12 protein-coding genes and 1 riboswitch are annotated in these 18,958 nt (G+C 71.6%); of the genes, 5 read left to right on the top strand and 7 right to left on the bottom strand.

Features of this window, described 5'->3' with window-relative positions; all coding sequences use genetic code 11:
• Nucleotides 1–306 precede the first annotated feature (306 nt).
• From AB0I18_RS00060 to AB0I18_RS00050, 3 genes are all read right to left on the bottom strand, one after another.
• Nucleotides 307–1,518: a VWA domain-containing protein gene (locus AB0I18_RS00060; protein WP_363103028.1), complete on the bottom strand. Its 1,212-nt coding sequence runs from the start codon at nt 1,516–1,518 to the stop codon at nt 307–309.
• Nucleotides 1,515–4,007, bottom strand: a complete 2,493-nt coding sequence (locus AB0I18_RS00055) for a DUF5682 family protein (protein ID WP_363103188.1) — start codon at nt 4,005–4,007, stop codon at nt 1,515–1,517. The genes AB0I18_RS00060 and AB0I18_RS00055 overlap by 4 nt, the downstream gene beginning before the upstream one ends.
• A gap of 80 nt (nt 4,008–4,087) precedes the next feature.
• Complete coding sequence (locus AB0I18_RS00050; protein ID WP_363103027.1) at nt 4,088–5,278, bottom strand: AAA family ATPase; 1,191 nt, start codon at nt 5,276–5,278, stop codon at nt 4,088–4,090.
• A gap of 134 nt (nt 5,279–5,412) precedes the next feature.
• Between AB0I18_RS00050 and AB0I18_RS00045 the strand changes: the two genes are divergently transcribed.
• The gene (locus AB0I18_RS00045; protein WP_363103026.1) at nt 5,413–6,768 is read left to right on the top strand and encodes an SWIM zinc finger family protein; all 1,356 of its coding nucleotides are present in this window, start codon (nt 5,413–5,415) and stop codon (nt 6,766–6,768) included.
• A 97-nt stretch (nt 6,769–6,865) separates the two neighbouring features.
• Nucleotides 6,866–8,488 carry a DUF5691 domain-containing protein gene (locus AB0I18_RS00040; protein ID WP_363103025.1) on the top strand — a complete coding sequence of 541 codons (1,623 nt, stop codon included), beginning with the start codon at nt 6,866–6,868 and terminating at the stop codon, nt 8,486–8,488.
• Between the two features lie 317 nt (nt 8,489–8,805).
• On the opposite strand, the gene AB0I18_RS00035 is transcribed toward AB0I18_RS00040, so the two are convergent.
• Nucleotides 8,806–9,216 carry a cobalamin B12-binding domain-containing protein gene (locus tag AB0I18_RS00035; protein WP_363103024.1) on the bottom strand — a complete coding sequence of 137 codons (411 nt, stop codon included), beginning with the start codon at nt 9,214–9,216 and terminating at the stop codon, nt 8,806–8,808.
• Nucleotides 9,217–9,767: 551 nt separating this feature from the next.
• Here AB0I18_RS00035 and AB0I18_RS00030 point away from each other — a divergent pair.
• Both AB0I18_RS00030 and AB0I18_RS00025 read left to right on the top strand, forming a co-directional pair.
• Nucleotides 9,768–10,667: an alpha/beta fold hydrolase gene (locus AB0I18_RS00030; RefSeq protein WP_363103023.1), complete on the top strand. Its 900-nt coding sequence runs from the start codon at nt 9,768–9,770 to the stop codon at nt 10,665–10,667.
• Between the two features lie 326 nt (nt 10,668–10,993).
• A complete protein-coding gene (locus AB0I18_RS00025; protein ID WP_363103022.1) occupies nt 10,994–12,697 on the top strand; it encodes a M23 family metallopeptidase in 1,704 nt (567 codons plus the stop codon).
• Nucleotides 12,698–12,806: 109 nt separating this feature from the next.
• Here AB0I18_RS00025 and pcrA read toward each other — a convergent pair whose 3' ends face one another.
• Nucleotides 12,807–15,272, bottom strand: coding sequence for a DNA helicase PcrA (pcrA, locus tag AB0I18_RS00020; protein WP_363103021.1), 2,466 nt, complete (start codon nt 15,270–15,272; stop codon nt 12,807–12,809).
• A 104-nt stretch (nt 15,273–15,376) separates the two neighbouring features.
• On the bottom strand, nt 15,377–16,486 hold the full coding sequence (locus tag AB0I18_RS00015) for a ScyD/ScyE family protein (RefSeq protein ID WP_363103020.1): 1,110 nt from the start codon (nt 16,484–16,486) through the stop codon (nt 15,377–15,379).
• A 261-nt stretch (nt 16,487–16,747) separates the two neighbouring features.
• Nucleotides 16,748–16,919, top strand: a riboswitch (cyclic di-AMP (ydaO/yuaA leader).
• A 6-nt stretch (nt 16,920–16,925) separates the two neighbouring features.
• Here AB0I18_RS00015 and AB0I18_RS00010 point away from each other — a divergent pair.
• On the top strand, nt 16,926–18,098 hold the full coding sequence (locus tag AB0I18_RS00010; RefSeq protein WP_363103019.1) for an NlpC/P60 family protein: 1,173 nt from the start codon (nt 16,926–16,928) through the stop codon (nt 18,096–18,098).
• A 101-nt stretch (nt 18,099–18,199) separates the two neighbouring features.
• Here the strand turns inward: AB0I18_RS00010 and AB0I18_RS00005 are convergent, their stop codons facing one another.
• On the bottom strand, nt 18,200–18,553 hold the full coding sequence (locus AB0I18_RS00005) for a hypothetical protein (RefSeq protein ID WP_363103018.1): 354 nt from the start codon (nt 18,551–18,553) through the stop codon (nt 18,200–18,202).
• Nucleotides 18,554–18,958: the final 405 nt, after the last annotated feature.

Here is an 18,958-nt window from a genome sequence, read left to right as displayed (position 1 = left end):
AACAGGGCGGAGGATGTGGAACGAGGTGGAACGGAGTGGGGCCGAGCGGAGTGAGGTGGAGCGGGTCGGAGCGAGGTGGGGCGCGGCAGAAACGCAGCGCGCCCCCCGAAGACCCGCAGATCCTCGCACGGAACTCCCGCGGTTGCGCAAGCCCCCTGTTACCGATGGACGCTCATGTCCCGTTTTCCATGTCCCGACGCCACATGCCCCGTTTGCCACTTCACCCGTCCAGCCTTGCCTCCTTACCCTCTTACCGCCTTGCCCCCTTACCGCTTTATCGCCTTACAGCCATACAGCCTTGCTGCCTTACTGGCCTTGCCGCGCCGGGCTCCCGGTGTCCGGTATCGGCAGTGGGCGCTTCTCGATCGCCGCCGCCATCACCTCCGGGAAGAGGTCGGGCGTACACGCGAACGCGGGCGCGCCCAACGCTGCGAGCGCCGCCGCGTGTTCACGGTCGTACGCGGGAGCCCCCTCGTCGGACAGCGCGAGCAACGTCACGAACTGCACCCCCGACGCCTTCATCGCCGCGACCCGCTTCAGCATCTCGTTCCGTATCCCCCCTTCGTAGAGGTCGCTGATGAGCACGACCACGGTGTCGGCGGGGCGGGTGATCTGCGACTGGCAGTAAGCGAGCGCCCTGTTGATGTCCGTACCGCCGCCGAGCTGTGTGCCGAAGAGGACGTCGACCGGGTCGTCGAGCTGGTCGGTGAGGTCGACGACGGCCGTGTCGAAGACGACGAGCCTGGTGTCGATGGACCGCATCGAGGCCAGGACCGCGCCGAACACGGACGCGTAGACGACGGACGCCGCCATCGACCCCGACTGGTCGATGCAGAGGACGACCTCCTTCTTCACCGACTGCGACGCACGCCCGTAGCCGATGAGCCGCTCGGGCACGATCGTGCGGTACTCGGGCAGGTAGTGCTTGAGATTGGCCGAGATCGTGCGGTTCCAGTCGATGTCGTGATGGCGCGGCCGGTTGATACGGGCACTTCGGTCGAGGGCGCCGGTGAGCGTGGCCCGGGTCCGCGTCGCGAGCCGCTTCTCCAGGTCCTCCACCACCTTGCGCACAACGGCCCGTGCCGTCTCCTTGGTCGTCTCCGGCATGGCCTTGTTGAGCGAGAGCAGGGTGCCGACCAGGTGGACGTCGGCCTCCACCGCCTCCAGCATCTCCGGCTCCAACAGGAGGGTGGACAGGCCGAGCCGGTCGATGGCGTCCCGCTGCATGACCTGGACGACGGAGGACGGAAAGTACGTCCGGATGTCCCCCAGCCACCGGGCGACGGACGGAGCGGACGCCCCGAGCCCCGCCGACCGCGCCTTCCCCGCCCGCGCCGCGCCGCCCCCCTTTCCGTTCCCGTACAACGCGCTGAGCGCCCCGTCCATCGCGGCGTCCCGCCCGGCGAGCGCACACCCGGTACCGTCCGCCTCCTCACCACCGAGCACGAGCCGCCAGCGCCGCATCCGTTCGTCGGATGCGTCGGTCGGACCCGCCTGGCCAGTCGCTTCCGTGCTCATCGGGCCACCCCCACAAGGCCGTTGTCGTCGGCGTTGTTGTCGTCGGCGTTGTCAGCGCGGTCGGCGTCATCGTCGCGGCCGGTGCGGTCGACGCGCTCGGTTTCGTCCAGCCCCAGCAGCAGGCGCAGCACCGGCAGTACGGCATCCGCGCGTCCGGCATCCAGGTCGGGGGCGAAGCCGGGCATGCCGGAGGCGGCCCCCGTGGCGCTCCCCTTCGTGCCGGGACCGCGCCGGACCAGTTCACCGAGCGTGCGTCGCACCCCTGCCTCGTACGCCGAGAACGTGCGCCGCAGCAACGGCAGTACGTCGGTGAACGCGTCCCCCGACACCCCGGTCAGCCACTCGTCGACCAGCCCGAGCAGCCGCTCGTCGTGCACGAGGAGCATCCCGCCCCCGGAGCCGCCGCCGACGAATCCCTCGATCCACGCCGCCGCGTCCCCCGGCGCCGTCCCGGGCGACAACACGAGCCCCATGAGCCGCGCGGCCTCCCCCTGCGCCAACTCCCCGTCGTCCAGCAGCAACCGCACGGCCCGCCCCCGGATGACCCCGGGGATCGTCTCCCGCCCGGACAGGGTGCGCAGCACGGCGTGCCACCGGCCGCGTATACCGGTGCCGGTGCCGGTGCCAACTCCGGGCCCAGGTCGGGGTGGCCGAGGGGCGGAGTCGGCCCCCGCCGAGTCCTCCGCAGGCCCCTCCCCTTCTCCCTCTCCTTCTTCTTCCCCCTCCCCCAGCAACCCCACCGCCCCGTGCACGGCGTCGACATGCCCCCGCATCTCCTCCGCGGCCTCCGTGTCCAACGCGGCGCAGGCCGGCGGCAGGCCCACGAAGACGCGCTCCGCGAGACCCGCGGCGACCTCGGCCAGGGCGTGCGTGCCCGTGCCGCGTACGTCGCCGTAGCGGAGGGAGCGGACCAGGGCGGGCAGAGCCTGGGCGAGGTGGCCGACATCGGCGTCCAGGGCGGCGCGGTCGGCGAGGACCCGCATCACCACCGGGAGCGCGTCCGGGAGTTCGGCGAGGAGGCAGCGCTCGGCGAGTGCCGTCACGTCGGCCAGGGAGGGTGCGCCGATCGCGTCCGTCTCGGCCTTCGCGGTCGCGGCGGCGATGACCGTCGTGCCCCACACCCCGGCCTCGGCGACCCGCACCGCCAGCTCCGGCTCCCAGCGCAGCCGCCAGGTCTCCCGGAACGTACCCGTGCTGCCGCGCGAGGCGACCGCTTCCCCCCACTCGATGCCCAGGAGCCGCAGCCGGTGCAGCAGCCTGCTGCGCTCGGCGTCGTTCTCCTTGCGCAGGTCGAGCTCCATCTCCCGCTCCAGCGCCTCCGGTTTGAGCCGCAGCCGGCGCTGGAGCCGGGCGAGGTCGCGCTGCAGAGGCACCGCGGGCGCCGACGCGGGCACCTCGCCCAGGACGTCACCGACGACGAGCCGGTCGTGCACGAGCGCGAGCGGCACGTCCGAGCCCTCGCACATCACGGCCCGTACGGCATCGGTGGTCTCGGTCAGACCGGGCAGCGGCCTGCCTCTCATCGCGGCGAGCGTGTCGGCGAGCCGCACCGCCTCGATGACGTGCGCGGACGAGACGAGCCGGTCCTCGTCCCGCAGCAGCCCTGCCACCTTCGTCATCCAGCGCTCGATCGGACGGTCGGCGGCGCTGAACAAGTGCCCGTACCACCCCGGTGAGTCGATCCCCGCGCCGTAACCACTCGCCCGCGCCAGCCGCCGGTGCGTCCACGGCACCCACGTCATGTCGACCTTCGCCTTGGGCAGTCCCTTGAGCAGCGCCCGGTCGGCGGCGACGGTCGTCCTCTGCCGTAGCGCGGGTACATGCCAGGCTCCGCACACCACGGCCACGTCGTCCCCGAACTCCCGCTGGGCCGAGCGAACTTGGAGCCGCATATACGCCTCCCGCACGAGATCCCGCTCATGCCCTCCGGTCCCGTACGCCTCCCGCAGCGCCCCCATGGCCTCGCCCAGCACCTCGAACGGCACGAACGCGTCCCCGCCGCGCATCCCCCGATGCTCGATCACGTCCTCCCACCACCGCTCGGGGTCGTCGTACCCGGCGGTCTCTGCGAGCACGGCGAGCGGATCGATCCGGACGGCCTCCTCGGGTACGGCCGGAAGCCCACCCGGCTCCCCCTGCCCTTCCCCTTCCCCCTCTCCCTGCTCCTCTGCGTCCCGCCCCCATGCCAGCGTGTGCGTGGCCGGGAGGTCGATGAAGCGGGCCGGCACCCCGTGCTCCAGGGCCCATCGCATGGCCACCCACTCCGGCGAGAACTCGGCCAGTGGCCAGAAGGCCGACCGCCCCGGCTCGTCCACGACATGCGCGAGGAGCGCGACGGGCGGCCGCATGTCCTCGTCGGCGGCCAGCGGAATCAGTACGTCGGCCTCCGGCGGTCCCTCGATGAGCACCGCGCGGGGGCTCGCCGCCGCAAGGGCGGCCCGCACGGCCCTCGCCGATCCGGGCCCGTGGTGCCGCACTCCGAGCAACAGCGGTCCCGGCGCCCGGCCGACCTCCCTCGCCCCGCCGGTGTCCGCCGTCCCGCCGGGCTCCGTCGTCCCCTCCCGGTCGTTCACGCGCTCACCTCCCGGCAGGCCCGGTAGAAGTCCTTCCAGCCGTCGCGCTCGCGAACGACCGCCTCCAGGTACTCCTGCCAGATGACCCGGTCGGCAGCCGGATCGCGGACGACGGCACCGAGGATGCCCGCGGCGACGTCGCCCGCGCGCAGGACGCCGTCCCCGAAGTGGGCGGCCAGGGCGAGCCCGCCGGTGATGACGGAGATCGCCTCCGCCGTGGAGAGCGTGCCGCTGGGCGACTTCAGCTTCGTACGGCCGTCGGCGGTGATCCCGTCGCGCAGCTCGCGGAAGACGGTGACGACGCGGCGGATCTCGTCGACGCCGTCGGGCACGGCGGGCAGGTCGAGGGACCGGCCGATCTGGTCGACCCGGCGCGAGACGATGTCGACCTCGGCGTCGGCACTCTCCGGCAGCGGCAGCACCACCGTGTTGAAACGGCGGCGCAGGGCGCTGGACAGGTCGTTCACCCCGCGGTCGCGGTCGTTGGCGGTCGCGATCAGGTTGAAGCCGCGGACGGCCTGCACCTCCGACCCCAACTCCGGTATCGGCAGGGTCTTCTCCGACAGGATCGTGATGAGCGTGTCCTGCACGTCGGCGGGAATGCGGGTCAACTCCTCCACCCGGGCCGTCATGCCCTCGGCCATGGCGCGCATCACCGGACTCGGGACCAGGGCGTCGTGGCTCGGCCCGTTCGCGAGCAGCTGCGCGTAGTTCCAGCCGTACCGGATCGCCTCCTCCGGTGTGCCGGCCGTGCCCTGCACGAGGAGGGTCGAGTCGCCGCTGACCGCCGCGGCGAGGTGCTCGGACACCCACGTCTTCGCCGTGCCGGGCACGCCGAGCAGGAGCAGCGCCCGGTCGGTGGCGAGCGTGGTGACGGCGACCTCGACGATGCGGCGGGGCCCCACGTACTTCGGGGTGATCACCGTGCCGTCCGGCAGTGTGCCGCCGAGCAGGTAGGTCGCGACGGCCCACGGCGACATCCGCCAGCGGACCGGGCGCGGGCGGTCGTCCTGCGCGGCCAGCGCGGCGAGCTCGGCGGCGAACGCCTCCTCGGCGTGCGGCCGCAGCGCCTCGCCTGCTTCTCGTGCGGGCGCCCGCACGGACGTACCCACACCCGCGCCCCCGTTCACGGGCGCGGACTGGTGCTGGCTCGGGTCGACGGACGTCGGGTCGACGGACACGGACATGGAGCGGTCCCCCTTGCGGCTCGGCCGGTTCGGATCTGGTTCCACCGTGCACCACGCCACTGACAATCGGCCCTGACCTGCGGAAACAATCTCGCGACGGCCGATTGTCAGTGGTGGGATCTACCTTCGATGACATGACTCAGCAGGGGGTGCGCTGGACTGCGGATCAGGTGCTGGCACTGGCGCCTGACGCCGCGTCGCGCAAAGCGGGAAGCAAACTCGGCGCGGCCGGGCCGTGGTCGGAGGCGGGCAGTTCTGACGAGGGGACGCTGTGGGGACTGTGCAGGGGCAGTGGCAGCAAGCCGTATCAAACGGTCATCGACATCACGGACTCCACCGGGCCCGCGTACAAGTGCAGTTGTCCGAGCCGCAAGTTCCCGTGCAAGCACGCGCTGGGGCTGCTGCTGCTCTGGGCGGGCGAGGACGGCACGGTGCCGCGGGGGCAGGCGCCGGACTGGGCGGGCGAGTGGATAGCGGGGAGGAGGCAGCGGGCGGAGGAGAAGCGGACGGCGGGCGCGGCGTCCGGAGCGTCGGCGTCGGGTGATCCGGAGGCGGCGCGGCGCAGGGCGGAGCGGCGGGCCGAGCGGATCACCGCGGGGGCAGCGGAGTTGGAGCAGCGGCTGACCGACCTGCTGCGGGGCGGGCTGGCGGCAGCCGAGCAGGCGGGGTACGGGCTGTGGGAGGAGACGGCGGCCCGGATGGTCGACGCGCAGGCGCCGGGGCTGGCCGCGCGGGTGCGGGAGTTGGGGGCGATCCCGTCATCAGGGCCCGGCTGGCCGGTGCGGCTGCTTGAGGAGTGCGCGCTGCTGCATCTCCTCGACCAGGGCTGGCTGCGCCGCGAGCGGCTGCCGGACGGGCTTGCCGCGACGGTCCGTTCGCGGATCGGGCTGCCCGGTTCGGCGGACGGCCCACCGGTGCGCGACCACTGGCTGGTCCTCGCCCAGTACGACACGGCGGACAGCCACCTCACGACCCGGCGCATCTGGTTGCACGGGGCGGAGTCGGAGCGCCCGGCCCTGCTCCTGTCGTACGGGGCGGCCGGCCGCGCTCCCGAGCTGTCGCTGCCGGTCGGGCTGGCCCTCGACGCGGAGGTGGCCGCGTATCCGGGCGCGGGTCAGCTGCGGGTCGCGTTGGGCGAGCAGTTCACGGCTCCGGCGCCCACGACTCGGCGTCCGCCGGGGGTGAGCGTGGCCCGGGCCGCGGAGCGGTACGGCGAGGCGCTCCGGGACGACCCGTGGCTGGACTCCCACCCGGTGACGCTCGGCCGCGTCATACCGACCCCGGACGGCGACGACTGGCAACTGGCGGACGCCGACGGCGATGTGGCCCTGCCCCTCGCCCCGGCCGCCCGCTCCCGCTCGGGCCTGTGGCGCCTGGTCGCCCTCTCGGGCGGCGCACCGGTCACCGTCTTCGGGGAGTGCGGCCACCGAGGCTTCACCCCTCTGACGGCCTGGCCGGAGGGCCCGGGAGAGGCGGTCCTCCTGTGCTGACGCCACCACGCCCCACCGCACCCTCCGCCTTCACCAACAGCTCCTTCAACCCCTTCAAATCCTTCGACTCCTTCAACTCCTTGCAGAAGGGACTCTCATGAACAGGACCCCGGCTCCCCCGAACGCGCCCGGCGGGAACCGCTGGGAGGAGCTCGTGACCGCGGCACTGCTGGGGACCGCGCGGCGTACGCCTTCGGGGGTGGCGGCCGGGCGGGAGGCGCCGGGGGCGCTGCTGGACGCGGCGGCCGTGGAGACCGTACGGCGGCGGGCCGGGATGCGGCCGGGGCCCGCTGCGGCCCGCGTGGACCCCGCGGCGGAGGACCCGCGTCCGGCGTTGCCACGGGCGGCGGCGCGCAGGCTGGCGATGCTGCTCGCCGACCGGCCGGGGACGGGCAGCGGTGTCCGCAGAGGGGCGGCTCCCGACCTGATGGAGCTGCTGCCGCAGTGGCTGGCCACGGCGAACCGACGTGGGTTCGCCGCACCCCCGGAGGTGCTGCCCGCGCTGCTGGACGCGGCCCGGGGGCGTACGGACCTGCGGCCGCCGGCGCTGACGTTCGCGGGCCCGCGGGCCCTGTGGCTGGCGCGGCTGAACCCGGACTGGCGGTTCGCGCTGCGCTCGACGCCGGGCGGTGGGGCGGCGGTGCCGGGGCCCGAAGAGCCGGAGCGGGTGCGGGCGTTGTGGGAGGAAGGGCTGTTCGCCGAGCGGGTCACGCTCCTTACGGCGATACGGTCGCGGGACGCGGCGGCCGCGCGGGACCTGCTCGCCACGACGTGGGCGACGGAGCGGGCCGAGGACCGGCTGATGTTCCTCGACTCGTTGCGGACGGGGCTGTGCGCGGCGGACGAGCCGTTCCTGGAGCAGGCGCTGGCCGACCGGAGCCGGAATGTGCGGGCCACGGCGGCCGAGCTGCTGTCCGCGCTGCCGGGTTCGGCGCTCGCCGGGCGGATGGCGGAGCGCGCCGGGTCCTGCGTGGCCGTCGATCACACGCGGGACAAGCCGACGCTCGCGGTCGAGGCGCCGCACGAGTGCGATCCGGGCATGGAGCGGGACGGAGTGGCCCCCAAGGCCCCGGCCGGCCGGGGTGAACGGTCCTGGTGGCTGGGCCAGTTGATGGAGGCGGCGCCGCTCGGCACCTGGTCGCGGCGGCTCGGGGGGCGTACGCCGGAGGAGATCGTGGCCCTGCCCGTGGTGGACGACTGGCAGGGCGAGCTGCACGCCGCGTGGTGCCGGGCTGCGGTGCGGCAGCGTGATCCTTCTTGGTCCAGGGCCCTGTTGGGGGCTCCTGTGTCGCCGGAGGCAGGCGGGCCGGGGGCGGTGTCGCTGGCCGAACGGGCGAAGCTGCTCGCCACGCTGGGGGACGCGGAGCGGGCCGAGTGGGTGGCGGGGTTCATCGCCGTGCACGGGTTGTCCGAGGCATTCCAACTGCTCGGGGTGTGCGCGGTGCCCTGGGCGGAGCCTTTGGGGCGGGCAGTGGTGGACGCCCTCAACATCGCGCGGGACGCGGGGAGTTATCCATGGAGTTTCAGCGGAGTCATGGGTCTGGCCGAACGCTGCCTGGACCCGTCGGAGGCCACCCGGCTCGAAGCCCTCACAGCCACCCCGGACGAGCCCGAGAACGCCGCTCCGGGCGCCGGCGGCTACTGGTCCGAGTCCTTCCAACGCCTGGTCACCACACTGCGCCTAAGAGCAACCATGCACAACGAACTCACCACCCCGTAACCCACCCCTCAGGGGCGCGAGGAACTGCGCGACCAGCCCCCACCGCCCCGCAGTACGCACACCGCCCCAAGCCCCCCAATCTTTTAGGGGCGCGAGGAACGGCGCGACCAGCCCAATCCAACCCGCACCTCACACACCACCCAATCCCCCACCCACCCAGGGGCGCGAGGAACTGCGCGCTCAACCCAAACCAACCCGCAGCTCACACACCACCCACACCCCCACCCACCCAGGGGCGCGGGGAACTGCGCGACCAGCCCGAGCCGACCCGCACCCACCCACAACCGAACCAGTGGCCCCGCCCAACCACCGGAGCCCTACACCGGCTGCCGCACATTCGCCCGCACCCAGTCCACGATGGACGCAGTCGTAGCCCCGGGAGTGAAGATCTCAGCAACCCCCTTCTCCTTGAGCGGCGCAATATCCGCCTCGGGAATGATGCCGCCCCCGAACACCTTGATGTCCGCGGCCTCACGCTCCTCAAGGAGCTTGATCACGGCGGCGAACAGCGTGTTGTGCGCACCGGACAGAATGGACAGCCCAATCGCATCGGCGTCCTCCTGAATCGCGGTGTCCACAATCTGCTCGGGCGTCTGGTGAAGGCCGGTGTAGATGACCTCCATCCCCGCGTCCCGCAGCGCCCGCGCGATCACCTTCGCCCCGCGATCGTGGCCGTCGAGCCCCGGTTTGGCCACCACCACGCGGATCGGACCGGTTGCCACACCCATCACTGCCTCCATGAACCGACTACACCGATCTGCAGAGATCTCTACCGACCATCGGCGATCGACCGTCACCTGTCGACCGCCGTCCCTCGCCCTGTACCGACTGAAGCACCTGACGGCCACACCGGCGACTCGCCGCCACCGCACCCACATCAGGTATGCCCCAGCGGCACAGCCACCCCACACCGCGTAGGCCGGGGAAGTGAACGAACGTTATCGCCACCATCCCGCAACCGGCAGTTTCACGGTGCAGACCGAGGGGGAAATCACACAGTGGGACAAGTTCGCCGCGCACCGATCCCACACCCTGCGGCACATGGGCCGCAGCCGGGACGGGCGCAAGGGGAGCCGCTACGAGGTCGCCGCACCTCCGAGCCGTCAGTCGCACGGCGAGGTGATGCGGCGCATCGGCGACCGCACGACGACGGGCACCTCCGTCGCTCCACCGGCGTCACACACGCCGCACGTGCGCTGTCGCCTTCTTCGGCGGCGGTTTCCCACGAGGGCACACGGGGGACAGAGGCGTCCTCCCGTGCGCCGACGGGAGGTCGGCCATGACGGTCACCAGGGCATTGCTGCCCCTTCTGCCACTCTGCCAGCGTCTGCTCCCCGGCAGACTGGCCGGACTCTCACTGACCCTCCTGAAGGCGACCGCCCTGGAGATCGCGATCCTCGCGGGCCACCTGCTCCTCTACCCCTCCGGCATCACTCCGGAGCGCCGCCCGGTCCCGATCGCCCCCAGGACCCCGGAAGACCCGCAGATCACCGACCCGGACGCCCCCGCGGACGCTGCCCGGCTGCCCACTCCGGCCAGGCCCCCGGTCGTCCTCCTGCATGGCTTCATAGACAACCGCTCGGTGTTCGTGCTGCTGCGCCGCTCCCTGGCCCAGCACGGCAGGCAGCAGATCGAGTCGCTCAACTACTCACCGTTGACCTGCGACATACGGACCGCTGCCGAGCTGCTCGGCCGGCACATAGAGGAGATCTGCGAGCGCACGGGGCACCAGGAGGTGGACATCGTCGGGCACAGCCTCGGCGGACTGATCGCGCGGTACTACGCACAGTGCCTCGGCGGGGACGCCCGCGTCCGGACGCTGGTCACGCTGGGCACGCCGCACTCGGGCACCCGCGTCGTCCCGCTGATGAACGCGCACCCGATCGTCCGCCAGATGCGCCCCGGTTCCACGGTGATCGAGGAGCTCGGCCGGCCCGCACCGCACTGCCGGACGCGGTTCGTGAGTTTCTGGAGCGACCTCGACCAGTTGATGGACCCGTTGGAGACCGCCTGCATCGAGCACCCGGACCTGCTCGCGCAGAACGTGCGGGTGAGCGGAATCGGGCATCTCGCCCTGCCCGTGCACCCGGCCGTCGCGGTCGGCATACGGCAGGCGCTCGACGCCGAGGAAACGGGAGCCCGCACCGCCGCCCGCGCGGACGGCCTGACCGTGGCGTAATCCGGCCCGGCACGCAACGGGAAGCGGCACAAGCCGGGAACCAGGTAACCCAGGCAACCGGAATCGTCACGGCCGGTGGCTTCGCCGCGGGAAGCGGCGCAACGGAAGGCTTACCGGAAGCGGCTCAACCGGCTCCGGCCATCCGCGATTTCTCGAACAGTCATCGAACGCAAGGCCAAAGCTCTGCCCGCCCTCCGCCGAAAGGCGGCCGAATGCCCGTTTCCTGAGAGGGGGAAACCTGCCGAAGATTGTCGCGCCCTCATACCGCCGGGTACAGTCACCGCACTGCTCTGCCAGCCCCTGTTGTCGAGGCGAAAGAGAAGTTGGTGAACGACCGTCACCCGTCGGGGACCGTAACTCCCCCGGCCCCGGCTCCCGAAGCCGCCTCGGCGCACTACGCGTCCCATGGCGGACAGGGCGTCCAGTACGGCGACTTCACCACGTACGACGGATACTCCGCCACCGGTTTTGACGCGACAGCCACCGGCTCGTACGACACGACGGGCAGCTACGACACGTCGGGCGCCTACGCGACGACGACCTTCGACACCGACCCCCTCTTCGGCGACCTTCCCGGCGACGGGAGCGGAACCGGAAGCAACGGCGGCGGCACGGGTTCGTACGACGCCACGCAGTGGTCCACGGGCGGCCAACAGACGCTGAACTACGACCCGTACGCGGCCCAGCACCACGCCGCGTACGAGACCGGCAGCTACGACACGACCGGCGTCTGGCCGGACGCCGGTTACCAGCAGCTCGGCGCGATCCCGGCGCAGGCCGCGGGGCCCGACCCCACCGGCCAGTGGGACGCGAACGCGTGGCAGCAGGCCGATCCGGTCGGCGGAACCCAGCAGTGGACCGCGCCGACCTTCGACACGGGCGCGTACGACGCGACGGCCTGGAACTCGGACGGCGGCGACCAGGCACATCAGAACCACCAGACGCATCAGGCGCAGGGACATGATCAGGCGCTGACCGAGCATCAGGCCGCCCACGAGTCGTACGACCAACCGGAGTCCTACGAGCAGCACGGGTCCTACGACCAGCAGGCCACCTCGGTCTTCGAGCAGGTCGGGTACGAGGAACAGGCCGCCGTGGAGGGGGAGTTCACTTCCTCCGACGGCGTCAACTCGGGCACCGACGTGGGCACCGGTCATCACACCGGTGCCCACGACCACGATGAGCTCCCGCTCCTGGACGACGTCGAGGAGATCGCCCCCGCGGCCTCCGCGGCCCGCGCCACCCCCGGCTCCCGCTCGGCGGCGCGCGCGGCGGGCCGTTCCGCCTCGCGTTCCCGCCGCCGTACCCCGCCCAAGCGTTCCGCGCTGCTGACGGTCGCCGTGCCCTCGGCGTGTGTGATGGGTGTGGCCGGGATCGCCGCCGCGACGGTGCTGCCCGGCGGGAGCGGGGACGACGTCAAGGAGACGACCGTCGCCGCGCCCGACGTGAGTGCCGTGAAACCGGCCGCCGTGAACAACAAGCTCGACACCCAGCTGGAGAACCTCTCGGCGGACGCGGACGACTTCGCCGACCGGGCCAGCCGGACGCAGGAACGTATCGACTTGAAGGCCCAGCAGGACGCGGAGAAGCGGAAGGCCGCCGAGGAGGCGGCCCGCAAGGAGCGGCTGCGTCCGAAGTTCGCGCTGCCGGTCGCGCAGAAGGGGCTCAGCGCCTACTACGGACAGGCCGGCATCAACTGGATGTCCGTGCACACCGGCATCGACTTCCCCGTCTCGTACGGCACGACGGTGATGGCCGCGACCGACGGGACCGTCCGCACGGAGTGGAACAGCGCGTACGGCAACATGGTCATCGTCACCGCCAAGGACGGCACGGAGACCTGGTACTGCCACCTCGCCAGCTACAAGGTGGCCTCCGGCGCCGTCGTGAAGGCCGGGGACCCGATCGCGTTCTCCGGCAACTCCGGCAACTCCACCGGCCCGCACCTCCACTTCGAGGTACGCCCGGCCGGCGGCTCGGCGATCGACCCGCTCCCGTGGCTGCGGAGCCACGGCCTCAACCCGACGTAATCGAGCCACCGGGCCCCAGAGATCCAGGGCCCGGACCCACGCCCGGCCCCACCCACAAGGCTCGACGCGACCGAACCGTCGAGCCCCCGCAAGCCCCGGAGCTAGGGCCCTAGAGCTTCTCCACCGGCGCGTACCGCAGCAGCAACCGCTTCGGCTTCTCCTCGCCGAAGTCGACCGTCGCTTCCGAGTTCGCCCCCGTGCCCTTCACGCCGACCACCGTGCCCAGGCCGAACTGGTCGTGGGTGACCCGGTCCCCCACCGCCAGCGACACCACCGGCTTCTCGCTCGCGCCGCCGCGCCGCGTCGCGAAGCCGGACGCACCAGAGGCCGCCGAGCGCGACCGGGACGAGGACAGGGAAGCCGCCACACCGGCGGCGGGACCGGAGTTCACCGGCCCCATGGAGCCCGTCCGCTTCCACTCCAGATGCGCCTCCGGGATCTCCTCCAGGAAACGGGACGGCGGGTTGTACGAGGGCTGCCCCCAGGCGCTGCGCATCGACGACCGCGTCAGGTACAGCCGCTCCCGCGCGCGCGTGATGCCGACGTACGCGAGCCGCCGCTCCTCCTCCAGCTCCTTGGTCTGGCCGAGTGCGCGCATGTGCGGGAAGACGCCGTCCTCCATGCCGGTCAGGAACACCACGGGGAACTCGAGACCCTTGGCGGTGTGGAGGGTCATCAGCGTTATGACACCGGACCCGTCCTCCTCCTCGTCCGGGATCTGGTCCGAGTCGGCGACGAGCGCGACCCGCTCCAGGAAGGCGGAGAGCCCGCCCGCCGCCGCCTCGCCCTCACCGGCCTCCTGCTCGAACTCCAGGGCCACGGCGGCGAGTTCCTGGAGGTTCTCGATGCGGGTCTCGTCCTGCGGGTCGGTGGAGGCCTGCAACTCGGCCAGGTAGCCGGTGCGTTCGAGGATCGCCTCCAGGACGGTCGCCGGGCCCGCGCCCGACTCGACGACGGTCCGCAGGTCCTCCATCAGCGTGTTGAACCGCTTGACGGCGTTGGTCGAGCGGGCCGCCATGCCGTACGCCTCGTCGACGCGGCGCAGCGCCTGCGGGAAGCTGATCTTCTCGCGCTGGGAGAGCGCGTCGATCATCGCCTCGGCACGGTCGCCGATGCCTCGCTTGGGCACGTTCAGGATGCGGCGCAGCGGTACGGAGTCCTCGGGGTTCGCGAGCACGCGAAGGTACGCCAGGACGTCCCGGACCTCCTTGCGCTCGTAGAAGCGGACGCCGCCGACGACCTTGTAGGGCAGGCCGACCCGGATGAAGACCTCTTCGAAGACACGGGACTGCGCGTTCGTACGGTAGAAGACGGCGACGTCACCCGCCTTCGCGTCGCCCGCGTCCGTGAGCCGGTCGATCTCGTCGGCGATGAACTGGGCCTCGTCGTGCTCCGTGTCGGCCACGTAGCCGGTGATCTGGGAGCCCGCGCCCGCGTTGGTCCACAGGTTCTTCGGGCGGCGGCTCTCGTTGCGCTCGATGACCGCGTTGGCGGCGGTGAGGATCGTCTGGGTGGAGCGGTAGTTCTGCTCCAGGAGGATCGTCTTCGCGTTCGGGTAGTCCTCCTCGAACTGGAGGATGTTGCGGATGGTGGCGCCGCGGAACGCGTAGATGGACTGGTCGGCGTCGCCCACGACGCACAGCTCACCCGGGTCCTGGTCCTCGCCGGAGGGGCCCACCAGCTCCCGTACGAGCGCGTACTGGGCGTGGTTCGTGTCCTGGTACTCGTCCACGAGCACGTGGCGGAAGCGGCGGCGGTAGTGCTCGGCGACGTCCGGGAAGGCCCGGAACAGGTTGACCGTCGTCATGATCAGGTCGTCGAAGTCCAGCGCGTTCGCCTCGCGCAGCCGTGACTGGTACATCGCGTAGGCCTGGGCGAGGGTCTTCTCGAAACCGTCGACGGCCTGGCCCGCGAAGTCCTCCTCGTCGATCAGCTCGTTCTTCAGGTTCGAGATCTTGGCGCTGAACGACTTGGGCGGGAAGCGCTTGGGGTCGAGGTCCAGGTCGCGGCAGACCAGGGCCATGAGGCGCTTGCTGTCGGCGGCGTCGTAGATCGAGAACGACGACGTGAAGCCGAGCTTCTTCGACTCCCTGCGCAGGATGCGGACGCACGCGCTGTGGAAGGTCATCACCCACATCGCGTGGGCGCGCGGGCCGACGAGGTGCTCGACGCGCTCCTTCATCTCGCCCGCGGCCTTGTTCGTGAAGGTGATCGCGAGGATCTCGCCCGGGTGCACCTTGCGTTCGCCCAGCAGATGGGCGATCCGGTGGGTGAGCACCCGGGTCTTGCCGGAGCCGGCGCCGGCCACGATGAGCAGGGGCGAGCCGTGGTGCGTCACGGCCGCGCGCTGGTTCTCGTTCAGCCCGTCCAGGAGCGCGGCCGGGTCCACGTACGGGCGCGGGGCGCCGTCGCGGTAGTGGCCGTCCCGGCTCGGCGGCACGTCGAAGCGGCCGCCGAACAGGTCGTCCGGAACCGGCTCCGGCGCCTCGTCCTCGGGCGGCGGCGGGGGCTCTTCCTCGTGGGCCTTGGAAGGCTTGAGGTCCGCCAGGAAGCTGTCATCAAAGAGGCTGCTCATCGCCCTCCGAGTCTAGGCGCCCCCACTGACACCCCGCCGCCACCCCGAAAACTCGACGGAATTCGCACCCCGCCCGCAGAATCCGGGCCCGGCGGAACCGCCCCTCAGAAGCCGAGGATCTTCCAGAGCTGACCGCCTGGCGTCTTCTTGCCCTCCATCACCGTCCCGTCACGGTCCGCGACGGACCAGGCGGAGACGAAGACCTTCCCGTCGTACGGGTCCACCGCCACGCCCGCCGGGAACGGCACCTTCACGCTCGTACGCTTGCCGCCGTCGTGCGCGACCTTGGTCACGCGTCCGGCGAAGAGCTGGCTGACGTACAGGTCGCCGCTGCCGTTGAAGGCGATCCCGGTGATCGAACCGAAGCCGCCCTGCCGGCCGAGGATCTTCCCGGTGCGGGGGTCGACGCGCCAGACACGGGCGGTCGGCTTCGCGGCCTCGCCGTTCAGCTCGCCGACGTAGAGCTTGCCGTCCGGACCGAGGGCGAGGGAGGTGGGCACGGACTCGTTCCCGTCGTGGTCGGGGAAGACCGTGAGAGCGCGGGTCCTGCCCCGCGGCGAGACCTCGATCAGGTCGTTGCCCGCCGCGTCGGCGACGATCTTCCGGCCGTCGGGGAGCGCGAGCACGCCGTACGGGTTGGATTCGATCGTGGCCTTGTGCGGGTTGTGCTTCAGCTCGACGGCGGCGATGTCGGCGGCGATCCGCGCCTTGCCGTGGGTGATGCCCAGCAGCTTGCCGAGGGTGTTCCAGGGCCTGCCCTCGGGGACGCCGGCCTCGGGCGGGGCCCAGGTCTCGACGCCCCACACACCGCCGTCGAGGGCCGAGACGCCGTTGAGCCCGACCGCGAAGCCGCCGTCCTTGGCGGCCGAGGAGGGCAGCCCGCCGACCAGCCTGCGCTGCTGCCAACTGCCGCCGTTCCAGAAGACCTTGGTGACTCCCGCGGTGGTCCCGATGCACTGGACCTCTTCCGGGCTGCCGCCGCCGGTGCACGTCCTGCCGCCCCGGCCGGCTTCGGCGACGTACACCCGGCCGTTGCCGTAGGAGAGTTGACGCGGGTTGTCGAGGCCGGTCGCGATCACCCGTACGACGGGCTTCCCGCCGGAACCGCTCGCCGAACTCGCGGGGGCGACGCCCGCCGTGACGGCGAGAGCGACCCCGGTGGCCGAGGCGACGAGAAGTTGTCCTGTACGCACCTTGTACGCCCTGCGTGCCATACGTACCCCCTGAGTCGGGCGGTCGGCGCCGGGCTGTCCCGGGCCGGGCCGAGCCGACCTTAATGGCCGGAACCAGGCGGACTCCGTAACTCCGTACAACTCATCGCAGATCCTTCCGTATTGACCTCGAAGAGCGATGCTTGAGGCTGAGGTCACGAAAATGTATCGGGCATATCGCACATCAAACTTCACAAGAGCCACACGAATTGGCTAACTTGCCGAGTGGGCCGCCCGACCTCCACCGGCGAACATCGCCGGGCCGAGCGGCCTCCGCCGAATCCGGCACGCCCTCGTGGCCGACGGAACCGGGGACCCACCGAACTTGGGGTGAATCGGTCCGACTCCCTTCCGGGACGAGGACCGTAGGGCAAACCTTCCGAAGCACTCGCCCGAACCCGACAGCTAACCCGGTAGGCGGATGACGGAAGGAGTCGCCCTCGTGGCGCCACACCGCAAGACGCGGCCGCCCAGTCCCATGGGCATGAGGACCCCGGCCCTCGCCACCGCGGCCCTCACCTCGGTTGCCCTCCTCTCCCAGACGGCGAACGCCTCACCCGCCGCGGAGCCCAAGCCGAGCCTGGAGGAAGTCCAGAAGAAGGTCGACGACCTCTACCAGCAGGCGGGGACGGCCACCGAGAAGTACAACGGGGCCAAGGAGAAGACCACCAAGCAGCGCAAGCAGGTGGACACCCTGCTGGACGACGTCGCCCAGCGCACGGAGAAGCTCAACGAGGCGCGCGAGGAACTCGGTACGTTCGCCGCCGCGCAGTACCGCACGGGCGCCTCCACTCCGGACACCGCTTCCCTCCTCCTCGCGGACAACCCGCAGGACTACTTCGACCAGACCCAGCTGATGAGCCGGCTGACCAGCCGCCAGAAGCAGGCCGTCGACGACTACGCGACGCAGCAGGCCGCTACGACGGAGAAGCGGCAGGAGGCGTCCGAGAGCCTGGAGACGCTCACCACGACGCAGAGCACGCTGAAGACGTCCAAGGCGGACGTGCAGCGGAAGCTCGCCGAGGCGCGCGGACTCCTCTCGAAGCTGACCGCCGACGAGAAGGCGCGGCTCGCGGCGATCGAGCGGGAGAAGCAGGAAGAGGCACGGCGCAAGGCCGACGAGCTGGCGCGGCAGCAGGCCGCCGCCGAGGAGCAGCGGCGCCAGGAGGAGGCCGCGCAGGCCCAGCAGGGCACGGGAACGTCCACGGGCGGCACGGGGACCTCGACCGGTGCGGGGAGCGCCTCGGGGACCGACTCCTCCACCACCGCCAAGGCCGACAAGGCGCTCGCCTTCGCCCGCGATCAGATCGGCAAGCCGTACGTGTGGGGCGCGAGCGGCCCCGGCTCCTACGACTGCTCGGGCCTCACCCAGGCCGCCTGGAAGGCCGCGGGCGTCACGCTCCCGCGCACCACCTGGGACCAGGTCAACGTCGGCACGACGGTCTCGGTGAACAGCGCGCAGCCCGGCGACCTCGTCTTCTTCTACGACGACATCAGCCACGTCGGCATCTACATCGGCGACGGCATGATGATCCACGCGCCCAAGCCGGGGGCGTACGTCCGCGAGGAGTCGATCTACTACATGCCGATCCACAGCGTGGTGCGGCCGGCGTAAGGCACCTCCAGGACCTTCAGGACTCTCACCAGGGCTCGGGGCGGCCGCTGTTCAGGTCGGCGGCCGCTCGGGTCCGGAGCACCCTCAGGTCCAGAGCATCCTCAGGTCCAGAGGACCGCGATGAAGATGTTCGCCGTGGTCAGCAGACCGACCAGGCCGAAGAGGGGCTTCTCGACCTTCTCCTCGTCGCGCTGCACGTAGACGAGGCCCAGGACCACGACCAGCAGCGCGAGCTTGACGCCGATCTTGATGTTGTTCACGGTCTGGTCGTCGGCCTGGTTGAGGCCGACCAGGATCGCGCCCGTGACCAGCATGGTCAGGGCGCCGTGCAGCATGGCGGGGGTGAAACGGGCCGTGCCGGCGCCCATGGCCTTCAGCTGGGTGAGGAAGCCGCCGAGCAGGGCGGCGATGCCGATGATGTGCAGGGCGACGAAGACATGAATGAGTACGTCCATGAGCCCGGACCCTAACCGGAGGTCCGCGTACCGCTCCGCACCGCCCCCGGTGCCGGTGCCGGTCCCGTACGCGCCCCGGCGGAGCCCATGGCACCGGCCCGCGGCACCGGTCGGCAGCACCGGTCGGCGGCCCATAGCACCGGCCCGCCCTCCGCTTCCGGACAACCCCCGCATCGGTCACCCGGCCGCGCCAAGTGGCCGCCGCCGGGCGGGGATCATGGTCCGATCCGGTCACCTCGTGCCGTAGTCCCACCACTTCCGTACATGCCGTTACCCCCGCCGCACTTCGAGGTTTAGCGTCCTTCCCCAGGTGACCGGCTCCCCACCGCCGCCCGGCCAGGGGCGGCAGTCGGACACCACCGCCGAGAAAGGTCCGGCGGCGGCCCGCACAGGGGGGAGCGGGCC

The organism is Streptomyces sp. NPDC050704 (assembly GCF_040654355.1).
Lineage (GTDB): Bacteria > Actinomycetota > Actinomycetes > Streptomycetales > Streptomycetaceae > Streptomyces.
Note: the sequence above shows the minus strand (reverse complement) of the source record. Positions and strands in the feature narration are given on the sequence as shown.